We start from the raw sequence: 22,562 nt of genomic DNA on the forward strand, positions 1-22,562 counted from the left end.
CGATTACTCGTTATCGGGATCGAGTCGACGACGGCTGATAATGCGCAGCAGACGCCACAGAACCCAGGCCAACAGCACGACGCTAACCGCCGCCAGTATCGCCAGCAGCACCGGATGATTCGATAACGCGTACCAGAGGCGTTCGAACCACGGTAAATGCCCTACGTAGTAAATATCGCCCACCCGCAGGCTGTTGACGCCAGACTCGCGGATCACCGACACGGAGCCAAACATGGCGGCGCGTTTTCCGCTGTCGTTCATCGCTTCGGTCAGCAGTTCATACCCGCGCGGGCTGTCTGCCAGCAGCGCCACCACGCTACGCTGGTCGTTGAACGGCGACTGGAAGCCCACTACCGCCGCCATCGCGCCAGCAGAGGTGATGGTGGATTTCGCATCCGGCGCGCGGTCGGCCTCATCCGGCATGATGCTCGGGAAGGTCGTCTGGCGCATCGGCGTGTTCACCCAGCTTTGCGTCGCCTGTACCAGCAGGTCGATGCGTTTGTCATCTTTCAGTGCGTCGGGGATTGTCCCGATCACCATAATATCCGCGTCTTTACCCTGAATCTGGCGGCTATCGTCGGTGATATTCAGGTTAATCGACGGGAAACCGGTCTGCGCGCCAATCGTTCCGGTCACATCCAGCAGCGTTTCCATCTGCGCTTCGTTCGGGTTTTTCGGCATCACGGCAATGGTTTCTGAAAGGTCAGCCATCCGGCTGAACGGGAAGCCCGCATTGGCGAAGGCACGCAGGTCCGGCATCGCGATAAAGTGATAATATTTCGAGAAATCAATGGTGGAGTCGTCGCCAATCACCACATGGTTTTGTACCGGCTGGAACGTCACGCAATTATCCACCGAGCCGCCCGGCATCGGGTTCATGTACTGGAAGTCAAAGCGCAGCTGGTTCATCGCCCCCAGCTTCAGCGCCGGGATCGACACGTCCGTTTTACCGTCAATCAGCCCCTGCAATACCGGCAAACGCAGCAGCAGGCGATTGCTTTCCTGGGTGCTGTTCAGGCTGAACGCTTGCAGGAACTGATCGTTCAGGCTGATATCCATACGCGAGCTGTCTTTGCTCGGCGGCGTGGTGTAACGGTAGTTGAGGTTCATATCAATACCGTTGCTGCGCAGCAGATAGAGATCCGGCGGCAGATTCAGCGACAGCGAAATCGCCGCAGGTTCCAGCCCGGTGGACTGGAGCTGCTCTTTATAGGTTTTCAGCTCGCCGAACGTCACCGCACGGTCAGTACGTACCCAGTTCGGCGCATCATAAGGTTTACGCGCCAGCAGAGGCTTCACCTCATCCACCACCACGCTGTCGCCACGGAACAGAATATTCCCTTGCGCAATGCCTTTCGCCGCCTGCAACAGATCGTTATCGTCGCGGCCAAAGACCACCAGCAGCTTCACATATGGGTTGTCCGGGTGGCTGATCATCTCAATCACCGGCGCTTTTACCGGCGGATGATCGCGCAGGAAATCAGGGCGCTTGTCGTTCGTGGCAAAGACGATGGCATTACGATCCGGCAGCGTGTTGTACATCACCGGGAAATGCTGGCCGCGCCAGCCTGCGCGCGAACCGAACCATGAAGAGACAATGGATGCCGCCTGCTGCTGCATCAGATCCGGCGAACCGGCAAAGACCACAGGCAGCGTAACCTGGCGGTTGTCCCGCGGATCGAAGAACGGCACCGGGAAGTGCGACAGATCGTTTTTCACCGGCAGGGTCTGATACGTCAGATCCAGCACGCTGCTGCGGCCAACATCCAGCCAGAGCGTACTGCTGGCCGGGTTTTCGCAGACATCGCGATAGTGCCCGACGAACTCCAGCCGCACGCGGTTAAAATCGGTGATAAAGAGCGGGTTGATCGGCATCTGGGCCAGCGTCTTTTTGCCCAGTTGCTCTTTCGTGACCGGCAACACGCCCATCAGCTCATCATTGAGGTAGACCTTCAGCTGCGACTGGATCGGCAGCAACGACGGCGACGGGGTGTATTCCAGGTTCAGCATCGCTTTCGACACCACTTCATCGCTGCGCATACCGAACTCAATGCTGCCATTCGGGTTCACGCCACGCAGCACCATGCTGCCCGGCGGCGGCGCGATTTGCGCGAAGGTCAGCTTCACATCGCGGGAAGGCCCGTTTTGCGCCACCACGGGCGCATCGGCGCCCGGCACGCCCGGCATTACCTGGCCGACCGGCTGCTCCGGCGTTTCTGGCGCAGGCGCTGTCGGCGCTTGCGCTGGCTCAGCATTGATCAATGGTTGCGTTGCAGGCGTCGCATTCGTCATGAAAGTGGGGAAAGCGCTTATCCCCATAGCCACTGCATAAACCCAGGAAAGTTTTCTTTTCATCGCGTTATCATCATTGTTGAGCCATCACCTGATCCGGCTGCCGCTCCGGGCGACGCGGAATAAACGACACAATCCAGGAAACCAGCGTCGTCAGAGAACGGAAAATTACTTTGACGGAAGACGGAGCAAATTCCGCAAGATGGCGGTAGCCACGGAAGCCCAGCTTCAGAATATCCAGCAGGCTTTCCAGCGGTTTGTCTTCCGGGAAGCTGTCCTGCCAGAGCGCCCACGTATCCGCGCGGGCAAATGTGCACTGCACAAAGTCGATATGTTGTTTCGTGGTCATCGGCAGCAATTGCAGCCCGACCTCATTGCCCAACACGCGCACGACCTGAGTAGGAAAGACGTACTCTTGCTGGCCGCGTTTAAGCAATAAATTAACCTTTTGCCCTTCCAGCACCTGCGCCTGCCCGTTGATCCGAATCCCCAGGCCGCCGTCGGAGAAGTCATGCACGGTGCATGAGAACAGGTGGCCATCTTCACGGGCAATGGCCGCCGGCATGGAGATTTCAACGCGGTGCGCCCGGCGTACCTGCTTACTTTCCACAGAGACCGCCACCGCGCCGCCCAGAATGATCAGGTTATAGAAAACCCACACCAGACTGACGATCACCGTGAGTATTTCGTTGGCGGGGCCGTAGTAGTAACGCCAGACGCCCACCACGACCCCCAGCAGGTTGAGCAGCACCAGGAAGATATAGGGCCGGGAAATCACCCAGTCGACATATTCTTCCTCTACCAGCCCGCCTTTCGCGGTAACGTTGAATTTCCCTTTATGCGGGTTGATCAGCGCCACCATCGTCGGCGGCGCGATATACCAGGCCAGCACCGTTTCGTAGATTTCACTCCAGAAGGAATGGCGGTATTTCCCCTGAATCTTCGAGTTGGTGAGGCTGGCGTGAATCATGTGCGGCAACACAAACAGCGCAATCATCAGCGCAGGCGCATAGATGATATAGGCATGCAGCAGCAGGAAAGCCAGCGGCGCCGTCAGGAAGATGAGCCGTGGAATGCCCGATAAAAAGTGGAACATGGCGTTGACGTAACACAGACGCTGCGCCAGCTTTAAGCCTTTGCCGAACAGCGGGTTATCCAGACGGAAGATTTGCACCATGCCGCGCGCCCAGCGAATACGCTGCCCGATGTGCGCGGACAGGCTTTCCGTCGCCAGACCTGCCGCCTGTGGAATGCGCATATAGGCCGAGGTGTAGCCACGACGGTGCAGGCGCAGCGAGGTATGCGCATCTTCGGTCACGGTCTCAACGGCAATGCCGCCAATCTCATCCAGCGGTTTACGGCGAATCACCGCGCACGATCCGCAGAAGAACGTCGCATCCCACATGTCGTTGCCATCCTGCACCAGCCCATAAAACAGCGTGCCTTCGTTCGGCGTTTTACGGAAACGACCGAGGTTGCGTTCAAACGGGTCTGGCGAGAAAAAGTGGTGCGGCGTCTGCATCATGGCGAGCTTTTTCTCTTTCAGGAACCAGCCCATCGTCATTTGCAGGAACGAGCGTGTCGGGACATGGTCGCAGTCAAAGATCGAGACAAACTCGCCTTTCGCGTATTTTAGCGCGTTATTGATGTTGCCGGCCTTGGCGTGTTCATGCGTGGTACGGGCGATGTACTGTACGCCGACGGTCTGGGCAAACTGGCGGAACTCTTCGCGCCCACCGTCGTCAAGAATCCAGATGCTCAGCTTGTCTTTCGGCCAGTCGATGCCCAACGAGGCGTAAACGGTGTTTTTCACCACGCTGAGGTCTTCGTTGTAAGTCGGAATAAAAATGTCCACCGTCGGCCACTGCGCCATCTCTTTCGGTAGCGGCACGGGCTGGCGGTTAAGCGGCCAGACGACCTGGAAATACCCCAGCACCAGGACAATCCATGCGTAGGTTTCCGCAAACAGCAAAATCAGCCCGCAAACCAGGCTCAGCGGGTCATCCCAGTTTAACGTCGAGGTATAGCGCCACCAGATATAACGGCATGACACCGTCAGCGACAGCACGATCAGCATCAGGGCGGAGAAACGCCCCGGTATCCGCCGCACCAGCAGCGCGACGCCCCACAGCAGTATCAGGAAGATAAACTGCGACAGCGGGTTAAACGGCTGGGTAATACAGATGATCGCCAGAATCAGGGAAAAAGTGACGATGACGCCGAGGATAAAGCGGCGCACCCCGTTGCTAAGATGGCCCAGCTCTTTTTCGCTTTCCAGGTGCGTGGTCTTTTTACTGACGCGGTCGGGCAGCGTGTCCATCCACTGATGATAGCGACCGCGCACGCCCAGCAGGCGGGAGAGCGACCGCCAGCGCGGTTCGACCTTCTTCTCTTTACGCGGCGAGAAGGCCATCAGCCAGAGCGTTTGAATGGCATAGCGGGCCGGGTCCAGCGGACGCGGTCGGTTGGCGTTAATGTGCGGATAGAGCGCTTTATGCTGCGCGCGAATGCGCTGCCAGCGCGGATGCTCAAGCGGAATAAAAATCCACGCCAGAATCACCCACAGGCAGCCCAGCATCGCACTGAACGGCGACGCGCCATGACGGCGATACCCCTGATAGCGCTCGCTCAGGCGTGCGCCGACCGGCGGAATGAGAAGCCACCGGGTCAGGATGTTCATGATGCGCTCCCGGCAGGGGCGCGATTGCCCGCATAGTGCAGCAAACACCAGTTTGCCAGCGTCAGCACCTCTTCTGCCGCCAGCGAATCGCCACGGTACTCGCCCAGCGGCTGTTTCGAAGCCATACACTCCACCATCGCTTCATCGCGATGGATCACCATCGGCAGCAAACGACGCTGGCTTTGCAGCCAGACCTGGTACAGATCGTCCTGCAACTGGCTGGCAATGCGTAAATCGTTAATCAGGATATGCGCACCCGTGGGCAGCGCCTGTTGATGCAGCCGGATATGGCAATTGGTGTCCGCTTTTACCACCGCCAGCGTATGATCGCAGAGACTGACCAACTGTTGCGTCAGCGGTGAGACGCCGTGGGGAAGATCCAGCAAAATCCACGAATAGCGCCGGCTCTCTTTCAGTTCGCGCAGGCCAGCGCAAATAGCTCCCAGCTTTTCCGCCCATTCCTGAGGATTCTCCCGCTCTTCCACCGTAAGCTGTCCGAACGGCAGCAGATCGAGCTGGGTGGTATAACGCAGTCCGGCATCGCGCCAGTCTTTACCGTCCAGTAGCGCCCTGGCCCAGCCGTCGCGATGGACAAAATCGACATTGAATGACATACGCAGCAGGTTATCGGGGCTGGCATCAACGACCAGCACATTTTCCCCGAGTATTTGCAGCGCCCAGGCGAGCGCCGAAGTGATTGATGTGGTGCCTACACCGCCGCGCACGCCCTGCAATCCCAGAATGGACATCCCTGACTCCCTTATGATGGTTGTTGCGCAAATTCAGCCAATAAAGGCCAACGTTTAATCGCCGCAGCCAGCTGTTCGCGTTGGGAAATATCGGTATAGTCTATTTCGGGCAAGGAGAAAGCCTGACTTAACGCCAGAAAATCATTTTGAAAGGTATAGCCCAATGCTGAATCAAACTGAGAGTCAGGTTCGTTGTTGTTATACATTCTGTATTGTGTCCCTTTTGAATATACTCACCATGCTTCAGACAATTTTTCTGGCAGCATCCCCCCCTCTTCACTGTTAATCTTCAATGCAGGGGATCGTTCATTTCTCGCCTTTCCGTTACGCAAACTGTAAGAGTAAAGAAAACACCATGACCGAGGTCGCAAGGCTTCCTGCCCGCCGAATTGATTCATATGCTAAATCTGATGTGTTTTAATTTCAATGTTAGGTTTATTTCTGAGCTTTCGCTAGTAAACTGATAAACAGATAAAATAGCGACAAGAGGGACGCTGTGGACCCCGTATTTTCTATCGGCATCTCATCATTATGGGATGAACTACGCCACATGCCTGCCGGCGGTGTCTGGTGGGTTGACGCTGATCGCAATGAAGATGCCATCAGCCTGGTGAATCAAACGATTGCCTCGCAGGCAGGGAACGCGAAAGTCGCGGTCATTTGTATGGGCTGCGATCCGGGTGAATTAATCAAATTAGATGAGTCTCACGGCCCGGAAAAAATCCAGTTATTTTCAATGCCGGATTCTGAAAAGGGGTTATACTTTTTGCCCCGCGATTTGCTTTGTTCTGTTGATCCTACACATTACTTTTTCATTCTTCTTTGCGCGAATAACGCCTGGCAAAATATATCAGGGGAACGCCTTCATCAGTGGCTGGAAAAAATGAATAAATGGACCCGGTTCCATCACTGTTCGCTTCTGGTTATTAACCCTGGAAATAATAATGACAAACAGTTCTCCCTGTTGATGGGAGAGTACCGTTCGCTTTTCGGCCTTGCCAGCTTACGTTTTCAGGGCGACCAGCATCTGTTCGACATCGCGTTCTGGTGCAGTGAAAAAGGGGTCAGCGCCCGGCAACAACTGACGCTGCGCCATAAAGATGCGCACTGGGAGCTGGCCCACAAGGAAGAGGCGAACATCCAGCCGCGCAGCGACGAAAAACGCATCCTCAGCAATATCGCCGTTCTTGAAGGCGCTCCGCCGCTGTCGGAACACTGGGCGCTTTTTGATAATAACGAAACCTTGTTCAACGAGGCGCGAACTGCGCAGGCGGCGACGATCATCTTCTCCCTGACGCAAAATAGCCAAATCGAACCCATGGCGCGAAATATCCATACGCTGCGCCGCCAGCGCGGAAGCGCGCTGAAAATTATCGTCCGCGAAAATCTCGCCAGTTTGCGGGCAACCGACGAGCGACTGCTGTTAGGCTGCGGCGCGAATATGGTTATTCCGTGGAATGCGCCGCTTTCCCGCTGCCTGACGCTGATTGAAAGCGTGCAGGGACAGCAATTCAGCCGCTACGTCCCGGAAGAGATCGCCACACTCCTGTCGATGACGCAGCCCATGAAGCTGCGCGGTTTCCAGACATGGGACGTCTTCTGCGAAGCCGTACATAACATGATGAGCAACACGCTGCTGCCCGCTGACGGGAAAGGCGTGATGGTCGCATTGCGCCCGGTGCCGGGTATCCGCATCGAGCAGGCGCTGACGCTCTGCCGCCCAAACCGTACCGGCGATATCATGACTATCGGCGGCAACCGGCTGGTGCTGTTTTTATCATTCTGTCGGGTCAACGATCTGGACACTGCGCTGAACCATATCTTCCCTCTGCCGACCGGCGATATCTTTTCCAACCGCATGGTCTGGTTCGAAGATAACCAAATCAGCGCTGAACTCGTGCAAATGCGCCTGCTGTCGCCTGAACTGTGGGGCACACCGCTGCCGCTGACCCAGGGGCCGAACCCTGTGCTCAATGCCGAGCATGACGGGCGAGTCTGGCGACGTATTCCCGAACCCTTACGACTGCTGGATGACAGCGTGGAGCGCCCACAATGATGAACGTCAACGATATCATCCAGATCATCGTCTTTTGTGCGCTGATCTTTTTTCCTCTGGGCTATCTGGCGCGCCATTCGCTTCGCCGCATCCGTAACACAGCCCGACTGTTATTCGCCAGACCCCGTTATGTAAAACCCGCCGGAACCTTGCGCCGTGCAACAAACGTCAAGGCAGACAAAAAATGACTCAGCATACTCAAACCTCATCCATGCCTTCACCTCTCTGGCAATACTGGCGCGGCCTTGCGGGCTGGAATTTCTACTTTCTGGTAAAGTTTGGCCTGCTCTGGGCGGGATATCTCAACTTCCATCCGTTGCAGAACCTGGTCTTCATGGCCTTTTTGTTAATGCCAGTCCCCAAACTCAGCCTGCACCGTCTGCGCCATTGGGTCGCTATCCCAATCGGCTTTGCGCTTTTCTGGCATGACACCTGGCTGCCTGGCCCACAAAGCATTATCAGTCAGGGCTCGCAGGTCGCGGGTTTTAGCGCGGACTATATGCTCGATCTGGTGACTCGCTTTATCAACTGGCAGATGATCGGCGCCGTGTTTGTGCTGCTCGTCGCCTGGCTGTTTTTATCGCAGTGGATTCGGGTCACTCTTTTTGTTGTCGCCATTATGATCTGGCTGAACGTGCTGACGCTGACAGGGCCAGTCTTTACACTGTGGCCTGGCGGCCAGCCGACCGACACGGTGACGACCACCGGCGGCTCTGCGGCGACGACGGTCGCAACGGCAGGAGACACCCCGGTGGTCGGCGATATCCCGGCGCAGACCGCGCCTCCGACCTCAGCCAATCTGAACGCGTGGCTGAACACCTTCTATAACGCGGAAGAAAAACGAAAAACGCCGTTCCCGACGGCGCTGCCGGCCGATGCGCAGCCGTTTGAACTGCTGGTGATCAACATCTGTTCCCTCTCGTGGTCTGATGTTGAAGCCGCAGGCCTGATGTCACATCCGTTATGGTCGCATTTCGATATTCTGTTTAAGCACTTTAACTCCGCCACCTCCTACAGCGGCCCGGCGGCGATCCGCCTGCTGCGCGCCAGCTGCGGCCAGTCGTCGCACACGAATCTGTATCAACCGGCAGGCAACGACTGCTACCTGTTTGATAACCTGTCGAAGCTGGGCTTCACGCAGCATTTGATGATGGGTCATAACGGCGAATTCGGCGGCTTCCTGAAAGAAGTGCGTGAGAATGGCGGTATGCAGACGGAGCTGATGGATCAAAAAGGGCTGCCCGTCACGCTGCTGGGCTTTGACGGTTCTCCGGTTTATGACGACACCGCCGTGCTCAACCGCTGGCTGGAAACCACCGATAAAGATCAGAACTCGCGTAGCGCAACGTTCTATAACACGCTGCCGCTGCACGACGGGAACCACTTCCCTGGCGTCAGCAAAACGGCGGATTACAAAATTCGCGCGCAAAAGCTGTTCGATGAGCTGGACGCCTTCTTTACCGAACTGGAGAAATCGGGCCGTAAAGTGATGGTGGTGATGGTCCCGGAACACGGCGGCGCGCTCAAAGGCGACAGAATGCAGGTTTCCGGGCTACGCGACATCCCCAGCCCGTCTATCACCAACGTACCGGCAGCGGTGAAATTCTTCGGTATGAAAACGCCTCATCAGGGCGCATCGATTGAGATTGACCAGCCGAGCAGCTACCTGGCGATTTCCGAACTGGTGGTGCGCGCCCTTGACGGCAAACTGTTTGTCGAAGACAACGTCAACTGGGATCAGCTCACCCGTGGGTTGCCGCAGACCGCACCGGTCGCTGAAAACGCCAACGCGGTGGTTATCCAGTATCAGGGTAAACCGTATGTGCGTCTGAACGGCGGCGACTGGGTGCCTTATCCGCAGTAAACGAAAAAGGCCTGATGGCGCTACGCTTATCAGGCCTACAGGTCAGGCACAATCTCCTGAAATTATGCCGATTTGTAGGCCGGATAAGACGCTTTCGTCGCCATCCGGCAAAACTCGCGCAAGCGCCGCAACACGCTGGAAAGATTCTTGCCAGCTGGCAACTTTTCTGACGACCCGTAAAAAACGAAACCCACTAACTCGTTGATATATAAAAACTCCTTTTCTGGCACAGCGATTGCTATTTGAGTGTGAGCTGTTCTGTTCCGAATCAAAGGAGATATCATGTCTGACTGTCGTACTTACGGATTCAACACCCAGATCGTTCACGCGGGGCAACAACCCGATCCTTCAACTGGCGCGCTCAGTACGCCAATCTTCCAGACGTCGACGTTTGTTTTCGACAGCGCCGAACAGGGGGCCGCCCGCTTTGCGCTCGAAGAGTCCGGGTACATTTACACCCGCCTGGGCAACCCCACGACGGACGCGCTGGAGAAAAAGCTGGCGGTACTGGAAAGAGGCGAAGCGGCGCTGGCGACCGCGTCCGGCATTTCCGCCATCACCACCACGCTGCTGACGCTCTGTGAGCAGGGCGATCACATTGTCTCAGCCAGCGCGATTTATGGCTGCACGCACGCATTTTTGTCGCACAGCATACCGAAGTTCGGTATTGACGTGAGTTTCGTTAATGCCGCCAACCCGGATGAGATCCGCGAAGCCATCCGCCCGGAAACCAAAGTGGTGTACATCGAAACGCCCGCCAACCCAACGCTCTCCCTGGTCGACATCGAAACGGTCGCCGGGATCGCCCATCAGCGGGGCGTGCTGTTGGTTGTGGATAACACCTTTATGTCGCCGTACTGCCAGCAACCCCTGCTCCAGGGAGCCGATATCGTGGTTCACAGCGTCACGAAATACATCAACGGACACGGGGATGTTATTGGCGGAGTCATCGTCGGCAAGCAGGAGTTTGTCGATCAGGCGCGGTTTATCGGGCTGAAGGATATCACCGGCGGCTGCATGAGCCCCTTTAACGCCTGGCTGACGCTGCGCGGCGTGAAGACGCTGGGGATTCGCATGGAGCGCCACTGCGAGAACGCGCTGAAAATCGCCCGTTTCCTGGAAAGCCATCCGAAGATTACCCACGTCTGGTATCCGGGGCTTCCTTCGCACCCGCAGTATGAACTTGGCAGACGCCAGATGAGCCTGCCCGGCGGCATTATCAGCTTCGAAATCGCGGGTGGCCTGGAGGCTGGCAGACGCATGATCAATTCGGTAGAATTGTGCCTCCTCGCGGTCAGTCTCGGTGATACCGAAACCCTCATTCAGCACCCTGCGTCTATGACACATTCGCCTGTTGCGCCAGAGGAACGGCTTAAAGCAGGTATTACCGACGGGCTTATCCGCCTTTCTGTGGGTCTTGAAGATCCAGAAGATATTATTAACGACCTTGAACACGCCATCAGAAAGGCGACATTCTGACCATTACGGTCGGAGCTGGCCTGCGTCGGCTCCGGCTGTTGAGAATCAAGGCACAACGGCCTGGCTATACGCATCATCCTTCCCGGGGTGACGCGTATTTTGGGCAGGGGGCTCTATGCAGGACAACACATTACAATTAAGCAACAGTAAAGCGACCACCGCAGCGTTCTCAAAAAAACTACCGTTTACGAAATACGATTTTGGCTGGGTGCTGTTATGTATCGGCATGGCCATTGGCGCCGGAACGGTGCTGATGCCGGTACAGATTGGGCTAAAAGGAATTTGGGTCTTTATCACCGCGTTTATTATCGCCTACCCCGCAACCTATATCGTGCAGGATATTTACTTAAAGACGTTATCAGAAAGTGAAACTTGTAATGACTACACCGATATTATCAGTCATTACCTGGGGAAAAACTGGGGCGTCTTCCTCGGCGTGATCTACTTTTTGATGATTATCCACGGCATTTTTATCTACTCTTTATCCGTGGTTTTCGACAGCGCGTCGTACATTAAAACCTTCGGTCTGACCGATGCCGATCTCTCGCAGTCCATCCTCTATAAAGTGGCGATCTTCGCCGTACTGGTCGCTATCGCCTCCGGTGGAGAAAAGCTGCTGTTTAAAATCTCCGGCCCTATGGTGGTGGTGAAAGTAGGCATCATCCTGATCTTCGGTTTCGCGATGATTCCGCACTGGAACTTCAGCAATATTACGGCCTTCCCGCAGGCGTCGGTCTTCTTCCGCGATGTGCTGCTCACCGTCCCCTTCTGTTTTTTCTCGGCGGTGTTTATTCAGGTACTGAACCCAATGAACATTGCCTACCGCAAACGAGAAGCCGACAGAGTGCTGGCGACGCGCATGGCCATTCGTACCCACCGCATCAGCTATATCACGCTGATTGCCGTGATCCTGTTCTTCTCGTTTTCGTTTACCTTCTCCATCAGCCACGAAGAAGCCGTTTCCGCCTTTGAGCAGAATATCTCCGCGCTGGCATTGGCTGCGCAGGTCATTCCCGGACAGATCATTCATTTCACCTCAACGGTACTGAATATCTTTGCGGTTCTCACCGCCTTCTTCGGTATTTACCTGGGTTTTCATGAAGCGATTAAGGGCATCATTCTCAACGTGCTGAGCCGGGTTATCGACGTGGAGAAGATCAATCCGCTGGTACTGACGCTTGGCATCTGTACCTTTATCGTTATCACGCTGGTCATTTGGGTATCGTTCCGCGTCTCGGTGCTGGTGTTCTTCCAGTTGGGTAGCCCGCTGTACGGCATTGTGTCGTGCATCATCCCTTTTTTCCTGATCTATAAAGTCACGCAACTGGAAAAACTGCGCGGCCTGAAAACCTGGCTGATTCTGCTGTATGGGATTTTGCTGTGCCTGTCGCCGCTCCTGAAGCTGATTGAATAACGTGTTCCGTGCGCCGTCGGTTCCTGGCGGCGCTTAACTCACCCCTTCCAGTTGGTAGCTGCGTATTTTATTCAGCACCGTCGTGTGCGAAACCCCCAACGCTTTTGCGATATGCCGGGAGGAGACATTCTCTTCCACCATCTGCTCAATCAGCTGCCGCTCAGCATGTTGCACCTGCTCTTTGAAGGGGCGGTCGGGATGCCCCGGCAACGCTTGTGACACCGTTGAAAGCCCCAAATCATTGCAGGTGATGACATCACTTTCTGACATCAGCATCAGACGGATAATGGTGTTCTCCAGTTCGCGAACGTTGCCCGGCCAGTGGTGGTGACGCAGTGACTCAAAACAGGCTTTGTCCAGTATCAGCCGCCGTTGAAACTCTTTGGCATATTTCTGTACAAAATGGCGAATCAGTAAAGTGATATCCGAAGGGCGCTCGCGCAACGGCGGAATCGTGAGCGTCAGTACGTTAATGCGATACCAGAGATCGGCGCGCAGCAGGCGCTGTTCGACCATCTCTTCCAGGTTCGCGTTGGTGGCGACAATAATACGCGCGTTAACCGGGATCACCTGCGCCCCGCCGACGCGGCGGATTCCGCCGTCCTGAAGCACCCGCAGCAGCTTGGCCTGTAAATTCAGCGGCATTTCGCCAAATTCATCAAGAAACAGCGTTCCCTTATCCGCCATTTCAAACAACCCTTTTTTCCCTCTGCCGTCCGCACCGCTGAACGCCCCTTTTTCATAACCAAAAAGTTCGCTCTCCATCAATGCCTCAGGCAGCGTTGAGCAGTTGACGGGGATAAACGGATAAAAGCGCCGCTGCCCGGAATTATGAATGGCGCGCGCCAGCAACTCTTTACCCGTGCCGGTCTCACCACGGATCAGGACGGTATATTTGCTGTCAGCGATTTTTAGCGCTTTTTCAATCAGCACCTGCATACTCTGGCTGCTACAGATAATGTCGGAGAAATAGCGCGGTCGCGTCAGTTCGGGCGTGGTCAGTTCAGAAAGATTCTCAGAGAGATAAGCGACATTAATAATGTCGGCATGTTGATTGAGGCAGGTCTGGACGCTGGAAATATCCTGCAACTGGCGGCACCAGGATTTAATCAGAATCCGACCTGGTGTGACCTTCATGGAGATAATATTAATATCGCGGCAGGAAAACTCCTTGAGGACATCCTCAACCATAGACAGACGATCGATTGTTTTAATATCCCAGCGTATCGTGACCACGTTGGCTCCAGATATTTCTGTGGCAATCAGAAATCTGCTTACATTCTAGTCGCTATGGGATAATGTTCTGCCGATGGACTCACATTGTGGAGCCAAAAAAGGAATATAAAAAAACCGGAGCACAAGGCTCCGGTTATGAGGCAATAACCAACAGTTATTGCTGTGGGTTCTCATCCTGATCGACGGCGAAACAGGCCACCAGTTGACCGCCGTAATCTTTAAGCTGCGGCTGCAACTGGGTGCAGGGGCCAAAGCGACGACGGCAACGGGCGTTGAAGGCGCAGCCCGGCGGCGGATTCAGCGGGCTTGGCAGCTCGCCGGTCAGCTTGATGCGCTCGCGGCGGTCATCCGGGTTCAAACGCGGCGTCGCGGAGAGCAGCGCCTGCGTATACGGATGGCGCGGGTTGGTAAAGATCTGCTCCTTCGTCCCTTTCTCCACGCAGCGGCCGAGATACATCACCATCACCTCATCGGCAATGTGTTCGACCACCGACAGGTCGTGCGAGATAAAGACGTAAGACAGCCCCAGCTCCTGCTGCAAATCCATCATCAGGTTCAACACCTGCGCGCGCACGGAAACGTCCAGCGCGGAGACCGGTTCATCGGCGATCACCACGTCCGGGTCAAGCATCAGACCGCGGGCGATAGCAATACGTTGACGCTGGCCGCCGGAAAACATGTGCGGGTAGCGATCGTAATGCTCGGTTTTAAGGCCGACTTTCGCCATCATCGCCAGCGCTTTTTCACGACGCTGCTCTTTGCTGAGCGAGGTGTTGATCAGCAGCGGCTCTTCCAGAATCTGCCCCACTTTCTTACGCGGGTTCAGCGAACCATACGGGTTCTGGAACACAATCTGGATTTTCTGCCGACGCAGTTTTTGCGCCTGCGGATCGTGCCTGAGCAGATCCTGCCCCTGATAATACAGTTCTCCGCCGGTCGGCGTTTCAATCATCGTCAGCAGGCGGCCCAGCGTGGATTTCCCGCAGCCGGACTCGCCCACGACCGCCAGCGTTTTACCGCGCTCAAGGGTGAACGATACGCCATCCAGCGCTTTTACCAGGCGCTCGGGCGCAAACAGCCCCTTCTTCACCGGGTAGTGTTTTTTCAAATCGATGGCCTGCAACAGCGGCTGTTGCAAGGTAGCCTCGTGCGTACTCATAGTGTGGGCCTCCCGGCATCATCGAGTGGATAGTGGCATTTGGACTGGCGGCCATCGCCGAGCAGATTCAGATCCGGCTCTTCGCTACGGCACTTATCCGTGGCATACGGGCAGCGCGGGTTCAACAGACAACCGTTCGGGCGGTCATATTTTCCCGGCACCACGCCCGGCAGCGACGCCAGGCGCGCTTTATCCTGCGCGAATTCCGGCAGTGCGCGCAGCAACGCCTGCGTATACGGATGACGCGGCGCGCGGAAGATATCGTGCGCCGCCCCTGTCTCTACCACCTGTCCGGCATACATTACGATGATTTTATGCGCGGCTTCCGCCACCAGCGCCAGATCGTGAGTAATCAGCACCAGCGCCATATTTTCTTTCTGCTGCAATTCCAGCAACAGTTCGATGATTTGCGCCTGGATGGTCACGTCCAGCGCAGTGGTCGGTTCATCGGCAATCAGCAGTTTCGGACGACAGGCAATCGCCATGGCAATCATCACGCGCTGGCTCATCCCACCGGACAACTGGTGCGGATAGACATCCAGACGCGACGCCGGATCGGGAATCCCCACCTGAGTCAGCAGGTCAATCGCCCGCTGCCGACGGGTTTTCCTGTTGCCGCCCTGATGCACCTTAATCGCTTCCATAATCTGGAAACCTACGGTGTAGCACGGGTTCAGGCTGGTCATCGGGTCCTGGAAGATCATCGCCACTTCCGCGCCCACCAGGTTGCGGCGCTCTTTCTCAGAGATGCGCTGCAAGTCCTGGCCGTTGAATTCCAGTTTTTCCGCCATCACGCGGCCCGGGAAGTCAATCAGCCCCATAATCGCCAGCGAGCTAACCGATTTACCGGAGCCGGACTCACCGACAATACCAACGACTTCGCCCTGATTTACGCTGTAGCTTACGCGGTCTACCGCGCGAAACGGCGTACCTTCGTCACCGAAGTGCACCGATAATTTATCTACGTTTAATAACGCCATCTCGAACCTCTTACTGCTTCAGTTTGGGATCGAGCGCGTCACGCAGACCGTCACCCATCAGGTTAAATGCCAGCACCGTCAGCAGGATCGCCAGACCCGGGAAGGTCACGACCCACCAGGCACTTTGTGCGAACTGCAACACGTCGGAGAGCATGGTGCCCCACTCCGGTGTCGGCGGCTGCGCACCCATGCCGAGGAAGCCCAGGGCGGCCATATCGAGAATAGCGTTAGAGAAACCGAGCGACGCCTGAACGATCAGCGGCGCAAGGCAGTTCGGGAAGATATTGACGAACATCTGGCGCATCGCGCCTGCGCCCGCCACGCGGGAAGCGGTAACGTAATCGCGGTTCACCTCCACCAGCACGGCGGCGCGGGTCAGACGCACGTAGTGCGGGAGCGCCACAAAGGTCAGCGCCAGCGCGGCGTTACCGATAGAGGGGCCAAAGATCGCCACCAGCACCAGCGCCAGCAGCAGGCTTGGCAGCGCCAGCATGATATCGACGACGCGCATGATGATGTTATCAACAATGCCGCCGAAGTAACCCGCAACCAGGCCGAGCACAATCCCCATCACCAGCGACAGCACCACCACCAGGCAGCCCACCAGCAGCGACAGACGTGCGCCATACATCAGGCGCGACAGCACATCGCGACCGACATCATCCGTTCCCAGCAGGTGCGCGATACTGCCGCCTTCCTGCCACGCAGGCGGCGCCAGCAGCACATCGCGGAACTGATCTGCCGGGTTATACGGCGCAATGACGTTCGCGAACACCGCAATCAGGATCATGATGACGACATACGCCAGACCGACAACCGCACCCTTATTGCGTTTAAAATAGTGCCAGAACTCCTGCAACGGGGTCATCGGCACCGGTGCAGAGATAACTTTATTTTCAGTAACCTGTGACATGATGGCCCCTTACTTCTTATGACGAATACGCGGGTTCACCACGCCGTACAGCAGGTCGACCAGCAGGTTGACGAGAATAATCATCGTCGCTACCAGTAACACCCCGCCCTGTACAACCGGATAATCGCGTCGTTGCAGCGCATCAATCAGCCAACGGCCAAGGCCAGGCCACGAGAAGATGGTTTCGGTCAGGATCGCCCCTGCCAGCAGCGTCCCTACCTGCAAACCGATCACGGTCACGACCGGCAGCATCGCGTTACGCAGCGCGTGTACGATGATGACGCGCATCCTTGTGAGACCTTTGGCGCGCGCGGTACGGATATAATCTTCACCCAGCACTTCCAGCATGGAGGAGCGGGTCATACGCACGATAACCGCCAGCGGTATCGTACCGAGCACCATCGCAGGCAGGATCATGTGCGCGACAGCATCAATAAAGTTGCCCTCTTCGCCCCAGATAGCCGTGTCAATCAGCATAAAGCCGGTTAACGGATTGGAGTCATCAAGGAACACCATATCGCTGACGCGCCCGGAAACCGGCGTCAGGTTCCATTGCACCGATACCAGCATGATCAGCATCATGCCCCACCAGAAGATAGGCATAGAGTAACCGGTCAGCGCCAGGCCAACAGCGGTATGATCGAAAATGGAACCGCGCTTCACGGCGGCCAGCACGCCGACCGGAATCCCTACTGCGGTGGCGAAAATCATGGCGCAGACGCCAAGTTCCAGCGTCGCTTTAAAGCGAGGCACGAACTCGTCCCACACCGGCAAACGGCTTTTCAGCGAGATGCCCAAATCGCCATGCATCACCCCCCAGATGTAATGGAGGTACTGCTGCCACATCGGTTTATCCAGACCGAGTTCAGCCAGCAGTTGAGCATGACGCTCAGGAGAGATACCACGCTCACCTGCCATGATCATGACCGGATCGCCCGGGATCATATGGACGAAGGCAAAGGTGAGAAGGGTGATACCGATAAACGTGGGGATGACGAGTCCCAAACGTCGGAGGATGAACTGCAACATAACCCGGATTCTCTCTAATGACGCGCCGCCTGGTGACAGTGCGTCTGTATTGCTCACAAATCTTATCCCACGGCATACACCGCCGTGGGGTAAAGCATTACGCCGGGTGGCGCTGCGCTTACCCGGCCTACGATCGTAGGTTCGTGCAAACGCAGCGCCGCCAGGCATGGGGTGCTCAGGCACCCCTGGCTTTTAATTATTCGACAGAGACGTTTTCAAAGTGGTGTTTGCCCAGAGGATCAACCACATAGCCTTTGACTTCTTTACGCACAGGTTCGTACACGGTGGAGTGAGCGATGATCAGCGCAGGCGCCTGGTCATGCATCACCACCTGAGCCTGTTTGTAGAGTTCAACACGCTTGTTGTGGTCGTCAGTAGCGCGCGCCGGTTGAATCAAGTCTTCAAACGGCTTGTAGCACCAGCGAGAGTAGTTGGAACCGTCTTTCGCCGCAGCGCAGCTAAACAGGGTCGCGAAGAAGTTATCCGGGTCCCCGTTATCACCGGTCCAGCCCATCATCACCGCCTGGTGTTCGCCTGACTTCGCACGCTTGAGGTATTCACCCCACTCGTAGGTGACAATCTTGGCCTGTACGCCAATCTTCGCCCAGTCAGCCTGAATCATCTCAGCCATACGGCGAGCGTTCGGGTTGTACGGACGCTGTACCGGCATCGCCCACAGTTCAACGGTGAAGCCTTTATCCTGGCCCGCTTCTTTCAGCAGCGCTTTGGCTTTTTCTGGATCGTAGTTGTAGTCTTTAACGTCGTCGTTATAGCCCCACATGGTCGGCGGAATCAGGTTCTTGGCTTCAACGCCCGCGCCCTGATAAACCGCTTTAATGATCGCCTCTTTGTTCACCGCGTAGGTCAGCGCCTGACGGACTTTCACGTCATCAAACGGTTTCTTCTCGGTGTTGAAAGAGAGGTAGCCGACGTTCAGACCCGCCTGCTCCATCAGGTTGATGTTTTTGTCCTGCTTCATGCGCGCGATGTCCGCCGGGTTCGGGTACGGCATCACCTGGCACTCATTTTTCTGTAGCTTGGCGTAACGCACGGACGCGTCAGGCGTAATGGAGAACACCAGACGGTCGATCTGCGGCTTGGTGCCCCAGAAACCATCAAACGCTTTATACAGAATGCGGGAGTCTTTCTGGTACTGCAACAGCTGGAACGGCCCCGTACCGATTGGGTTCAGATCCACTTTCTCCGGCGTACCGGCTTTCAGCATGTTGTCAGCATATTCTTTAGAGAGGATGGAGGCGAAGTCCATCGCCAGGTCAGCGAGGAACGGCGCTTCTGGACGGGTCAGCACGAACTGAACGGTGCTATCGTCCACTTTCTTCACTTCGCTTATCAGGTCTGGCAGACCCATCCCTTCGAAGTATTCATAGCTGCCGCCAGACACTTTGTGGTACGGGTTTTCAGCATTTTTCTGACGATCGAACGAGAACACCACGTCATCGGCGTTGAAATCGCGCGTCGGTTTAAAGTCTTTGCTGTCCTGCCACTTCACGCCCTGACGCAGGTGGAAGGTGTAGGTTTTGCCGTCTTCGCTGACATCCCACTTTTCAGCGAGGCCTGGAATAACTTCGGTTGTACCGATTTTAAATTCCACCAGACGGTTATAGATAGGTACTGAGCTGGCGTCATAGGTGGTGCCGGAGGTAAACAGCTGCGGGTTGAAGCCTTCTGGAGAACCTTCTGAACAATAAACCAGAGTTTTAGCCTGTACACTTGCTGCGACGGTCATGGCCACCAGGCTCAGACCAAGCTTCAGCATCCCTGACTTCTTCAAGGAAATACTCATTCTTCTGCTCCAAATGTGATGTTGTTGTTTTACCCTTTGCAGTGGGTTTGCACCGCCTGGCCTTTTTTGTTTTTTACCCGGCCGGGTCGGCGTTAAGAGGATGGGGATTCCGTTCACATAAGCGCCTGAGTTGCAGTGCGGATTCTCCATGAAATGCCCCTCATGCCCTACAATCTGTCAACAGAATGTGAAAACGTCAATACAGGCAACCATGATTTACAACAACGGTGAGAATTCACAAACAAAGATTAAAAAAACTTCAAACGACTATTTTCAGCAGGGAAATTTGTGCTACTCCGTTAACACCAGAATTAATCGCTTCATATTTCGCAACATTTGGTGATTAACGTTTGTGCAGATTGTGAAAAATTTCTGACGAAATGCTGCATATCTGAGCGATTAATATCACGAACGCTAAAACGCACAGCGGAAAATGCTGGGCTCAGCCATAAGTAACGCAAAAAAAAATTTAAGCAAAGATAAAAAAAGACAATGGAATATGTCACAAAAACGTGAACAAACAGTGAGAAGTGATGCACATTTTTTGCCAATGGTGAAATCGCCGTAGGCCGGATAAGGCGCTTGCGCCGCCATCCGGCGTTGCCGAAAGTGAGCGACCGATCCTGCCTGATGGCGCAGGCCTACAATGCTGAGCCGTAGGCCGGATAAGGCGCCTGCGCCGCCATCCGGCATTGCCGAAAGTGGGCTACCAATCCTGCCTGATGGCGCTGCGCTTATCAGGCCTACAATGCTGAGCCGTAGGCCGGATAAGGCGCCTGCGCCGCCATCCGGCGTTACCGAAAGTGGGCGACCGATCCTGCCTGATGGCGCTTCGCTTATCAGGCCTACAATGCTGAATTCCAGGCAGCAAAAAGCCAGCCCGTAGGCTGGCTTTTCTGAATTGGTCGGTGATAGAGGATTCGAACCTCCGACCCCTTCGTCCCGAACGAAGTGCGCTACCAGGCTGCGCCAATCACCGAATGCGGGGCGCATCTTACTGCTCAGGTGCGCGCCCGTCAATCCCTTAGTTTGAAAATGCCATTCAATCGGCGAGAAAGTCAGCAGACCGCTTACTGCACCGCTGCATTCTGTTCAGCCGGAATATGGCACCAGTCGTTGTTTTTGTTAATTCCGCCATCTGGCGAGGTGTAGCCGAGACATCCCATCACCGTGTCATACAGCTCCACATGACGGCGCGGCGTTTTCATCGCCGCCGCCTGTTGCAGGCGCGCAAGCATCTGCGCATGCTGCGGGTTCTCCAGATACTTATCCGACATCCACACCAGCATTGGCACCCGGAACTGTTCTGGCGGCGCCATCTTGCGCGGCGTGCCGTGCAAATGCTCGCGCTCATTGATCGACTCGCCGTGATCGGCGGCGTAAAACACAATGGCTTTCTTATCGCGCAGCTGATCGAACACGCGGGTAATAAAGTGATCAACATAGCTCACCGAGTTATCGTAAGAGTTGATCATCTCCGCTTTTGTGCAACCATCGTCAACACCGACACACTCCGGCGTCCACTGCGCAAAGCTGCGGGGATAACGCTGCGTATAGTTATAATGCGACCCTTTGGTATGCATTACGATCAGGTGTTTCCCGTCAGGGGTTTGCGCTAACGAACGCTGCATTTCATCCACCAGCAACATATCATCAACCGTCTTACCCCGGTTGCGCGGCTCCGCGCCGATTTGCTCACGGTAGGCAATGTTATCCGCCATCGTATTGCTGTAGAACCACATTTCGCTCTGCATCGCATACAGATCGGCGCTAAACCCTAACTGCTTCAGCACCGCAAAAATGTTTTGCTCTTTCAGCGTACGCTGCGGATTCTCCGACGCGCCACCCTCGCGCACAAACATACAGCGCAGCGAAAGTTTGGTCGCGGTATCACACGACTCACCCCGGAACGCCGCGAGATTTTTTTCCTGCGCCAGCTTCGGCGTCGTATTCCGCTCGTAGCCGAAGATGCCCATATGATCCCAACGCGTGGTTTCGCCGATGATAAACACAACATACGTGTCATCAATGCCTTCTGGCGCAACATAGGTAAACTTCTTCGCCGGGTTCATCAGCGAGTTATTATCCGACGACTCATCCACCTGCGCCCAGGCGTACAGCCCTAAAGCCGACAGCCAATTCGACGGTAAATAAGAGTTCGCCACCACGCCGCCATAGCTCGGCAAATCGATACCCGTTGTTCGTTCAACATTCTTTTGCTGAACGTCGAGCAGGCGAATCGGCGCCCACACCATCACCCCAGCCAGAACCACCGCCGCCACGCTGCGAACGCGCTGGCCCGGCGTGCGTAACTGCCGCAGCAGGGTGTAACGACAGCGGTTACTCCAGATAAAGACCAGCGGCAGAATGCTCACCGCCACCAGCCACAAAATGAAGTGCCAGCCGACGACCTCTTTCGATAAATCGATATCCGTGGTCATCACGGAGGCAATAATGCCGTAGCCGATCACCACGTTCAGGAGGGTCATGTAATAGCTGGCGCTCGCGGAGAACAGCACCACCAGCGTAGCCAGAACCCGCCAGGCGCGGCGACCAAACAGGGAAAGCAGACGGAGTAAGAAGAACGTGGCGAGAACCGTGGCCCCAAGTTCAACCACTGCCGAGAGGCCTTTCCAGACGGTAAATTCCTGCGCATAGCTACCGAACCGGCGGTAAAACACTGCGCAATTCATAAACAGGCCGATATAGAGCGCAAGCAAGAAGCTCAGCTTCTGCTGCGTCATCGATTTAATGTATTTCATGCAAGCAAACCCTGGAAATCGGGATAAAAACCACCCGCAAAAGGCCATTCCAGACCGGGCAGGTGGATAAATGCGGTAACAGCAGATGTCAGACAGTCTACACGCGCGGGTATGTAGACCACAGGGAAGCGTAAAAGTGTCGGAA

At 55.7% G+C, this 22,562-nt stretch carries 16 protein-coding genes and 1 tRNA gene; 5 read left to right on the top strand and 12 right to left on the bottom strand.

Annotated elements, in window-relative coordinates:
• Positions 1-3: 3 nt before the first annotated feature.
• From bcsB to bcsR, 4 genes are read right to left on the bottom strand one after another with little or no spacing between them, the layout of a single operon-like run.
• Positions 4-2,355 carry a cellulose biosynthesis cyclic di-GMP-binding regulatory protein BcsB gene (gene bcsB, locus OGX80_RS06470; RefSeq protein WP_012135659.1) on the bottom strand — a complete coding sequence of 784 codons (2,352 nt, stop codon included), beginning with the start codon at positions 2,353-2,355 and terminating at the stop codon, positions 4-6.
• 10 nt (positions 2,356-2,365) lie between these two features.
• Complete coding sequence (gene bcsA / locus OGX80_RS06475) at positions 2,366-4,972, bottom strand: UDP-forming cellulose synthase catalytic subunit (RefSeq protein ID WP_104868057.1); 2,607 nt, start codon at positions 4,970-4,972, stop codon at positions 2,366-2,368.
• Positions 4,969-5,721, bottom strand: coding sequence for a cellulose biosynthesis protein BcsQ (gene bcsQ / locus OGX80_RS06480; protein WP_115181003.1), 753 nt, complete (start codon positions 5,719-5,721; stop codon positions 4,969-4,971). Before bcsQ ends, bcsA begins: the two co-directional genes overlap by 4 nt.
• 11 nt (positions 5,722-5,732) lie before the next feature.
• On the bottom strand, positions 5,733-5,927 hold the full coding sequence (bcsR, locus tag OGX80_RS06485) for a cellulose biosynthesis protein BcsR (protein ID WP_012135663.1): 195 nt from the start codon (positions 5,925-5,927) through the stop codon (positions 5,733-5,735).
• Positions 5,928-6,217: 290 nt separating this feature from the next.
• On the opposite strand from bcsR, the gene bcsE reads away from it, so the two are divergent.
• From bcsE to OGX80_RS06510, 5 genes are all read left to right on the top strand, one after another.
• A complete protein-coding gene (bcsE, locus tag OGX80_RS06490) occupies positions 6,218-7,777 on the top strand; it encodes a cellulose biosynthesis c-di-GMP-binding protein BcsE (RefSeq protein WP_115181002.1) in 1,560 nt (519 codons plus the stop codon).
• On the top strand, positions 7,774-7,965 hold the full coding sequence (gene bcsF / locus OGX80_RS06495) for a cellulose biosynthesis protein BcsF (RefSeq protein WP_012135666.1): 192 nt from the start codon (positions 7,774-7,776) through the stop codon (positions 7,963-7,965). Before bcsE ends, bcsF begins: the two co-directional genes overlap by 4 nt.
• Positions 7,962-9,641, top strand: a complete 1,680-nt coding sequence (gene bcsG / locus OGX80_RS06500; protein ID WP_115181001.1) for a cellulose biosynthesis protein BcsG — start codon at positions 7,962-7,964, stop codon at positions 9,639-9,641. The genes bcsF and bcsG overlap by 4 nt, the downstream gene beginning before the upstream one ends.
• Positions 9,642-9,923: 282 nt before the next feature.
• Positions 9,924-11,120 carry a methionine gamma-lyase gene (gene megL, locus OGX80_RS06505; protein WP_115181000.1) on the top strand — a complete coding sequence of 399 codons (1,197 nt, stop codon included), beginning with the start codon at positions 9,924-9,926 and terminating at the stop codon, positions 11,118-11,120.
• Between the two features lie 115 nt (positions 11,121-11,235).
• Positions 11,236-12,534 (top strand): aromatic amino acid transport family protein, encoded by a 1,299-nt coding sequence (locus OGX80_RS06510; RefSeq protein ID WP_047460388.1) that lies wholly within the window; start codon positions 11,236-11,238, stop codon positions 12,532-12,534.
• A gap of 33 nt (positions 12,535-12,567) precedes the next feature.
• Here the strand turns inward: OGX80_RS06510 and OGX80_RS06515 are convergent, their stop codons facing one another.
• From OGX80_RS06515 to eptB, 8 genes are all read right to left on the bottom strand, one after another.
• Positions 12,568-13,770 carry a sigma-54 interaction domain-containing protein gene (locus tag OGX80_RS06515; protein WP_115180999.1) on the bottom strand — a complete coding sequence of 401 codons (1,203 nt, stop codon included), beginning with the start codon at positions 13,768-13,770 and terminating at the stop codon, positions 12,568-12,570.
• Positions 13,771-13,924: 154 nt separating this feature from the next.
• Positions 13,925-14,929: a dipeptide ABC transporter ATP-binding subunit DppF gene (gene dppF, locus OGX80_RS06520; protein WP_049009744.1), complete on the bottom strand. Its 1,005-nt coding sequence runs from the start codon at positions 14,927-14,929 to the stop codon at positions 13,925-13,927.
• Positions 14,926-15,909: a dipeptide ABC transporter ATP-binding protein gene (dppD, locus tag OGX80_RS06525; RefSeq protein ID WP_012135675.1), complete on the bottom strand. Its 984-nt coding sequence runs from the start codon at positions 15,907-15,909 to the stop codon at positions 14,926-14,928. The genes dppF and dppD overlap by 4 nt, the downstream gene beginning before the upstream one ends.
• 10 nt (positions 15,910-15,919) lie before the next feature.
• Positions 15,920-16,822: a dipeptide ABC transporter permease DppC gene (dppC, locus tag OGX80_RS06530; RefSeq protein WP_012135676.1), complete on the bottom strand. Its 903-nt coding sequence runs from the start codon at positions 16,820-16,822 to the stop codon at positions 15,920-15,922.
• 9 nt (positions 16,823-16,831) lie between these two features.
• On the bottom strand, positions 16,832-17,851 hold the full coding sequence (gene dppB, locus OGX80_RS06535) for a dipeptide ABC transporter permease DppB (protein ID WP_012135677.1): 1,020 nt from the start codon (positions 17,849-17,851) through the stop codon (positions 16,832-16,834).
• Positions 17,852-18,047: 196 nt separating this feature from the next.
• Complete coding sequence (gene dppA / locus OGX80_RS06540; protein WP_012135678.1) at positions 18,048-19,655, bottom strand: dipeptide ABC transporter periplasmic-binding protein DppA; 1,608 nt, start codon at positions 19,653-19,655, stop codon at positions 18,048-18,050.
• 902 nt (positions 19,656-20,557) lie between these two features.
• Positions 20,558-20,634: transfer RNA gene (locus OGX80_RS06545), tRNA-Pro, on the bottom strand.
• 91 nt (positions 20,635-20,725) lie between these two features.
• Positions 20,726-22,417: a kdo(2)-lipid A phosphoethanolamine 7''-transferase gene (eptB, locus tag OGX80_RS06550; protein ID WP_115180997.1), complete on the bottom strand. Its 1,692-nt coding sequence runs from the start codon at positions 22,415-22,417 to the stop codon at positions 20,726-20,728.
• Positions 22,418-22,562: the final 145 nt, after the last annotated feature.

The organism is Citrobacter sp. CK194 (genome assembly GCF_030333395.1).
GTDB classification, from domain to species: Bacteria; Pseudomonadota; Gammaproteobacteria; order Enterobacterales; family Enterobacteriaceae; genus Citrobacter_B; species Citrobacter_B koseri.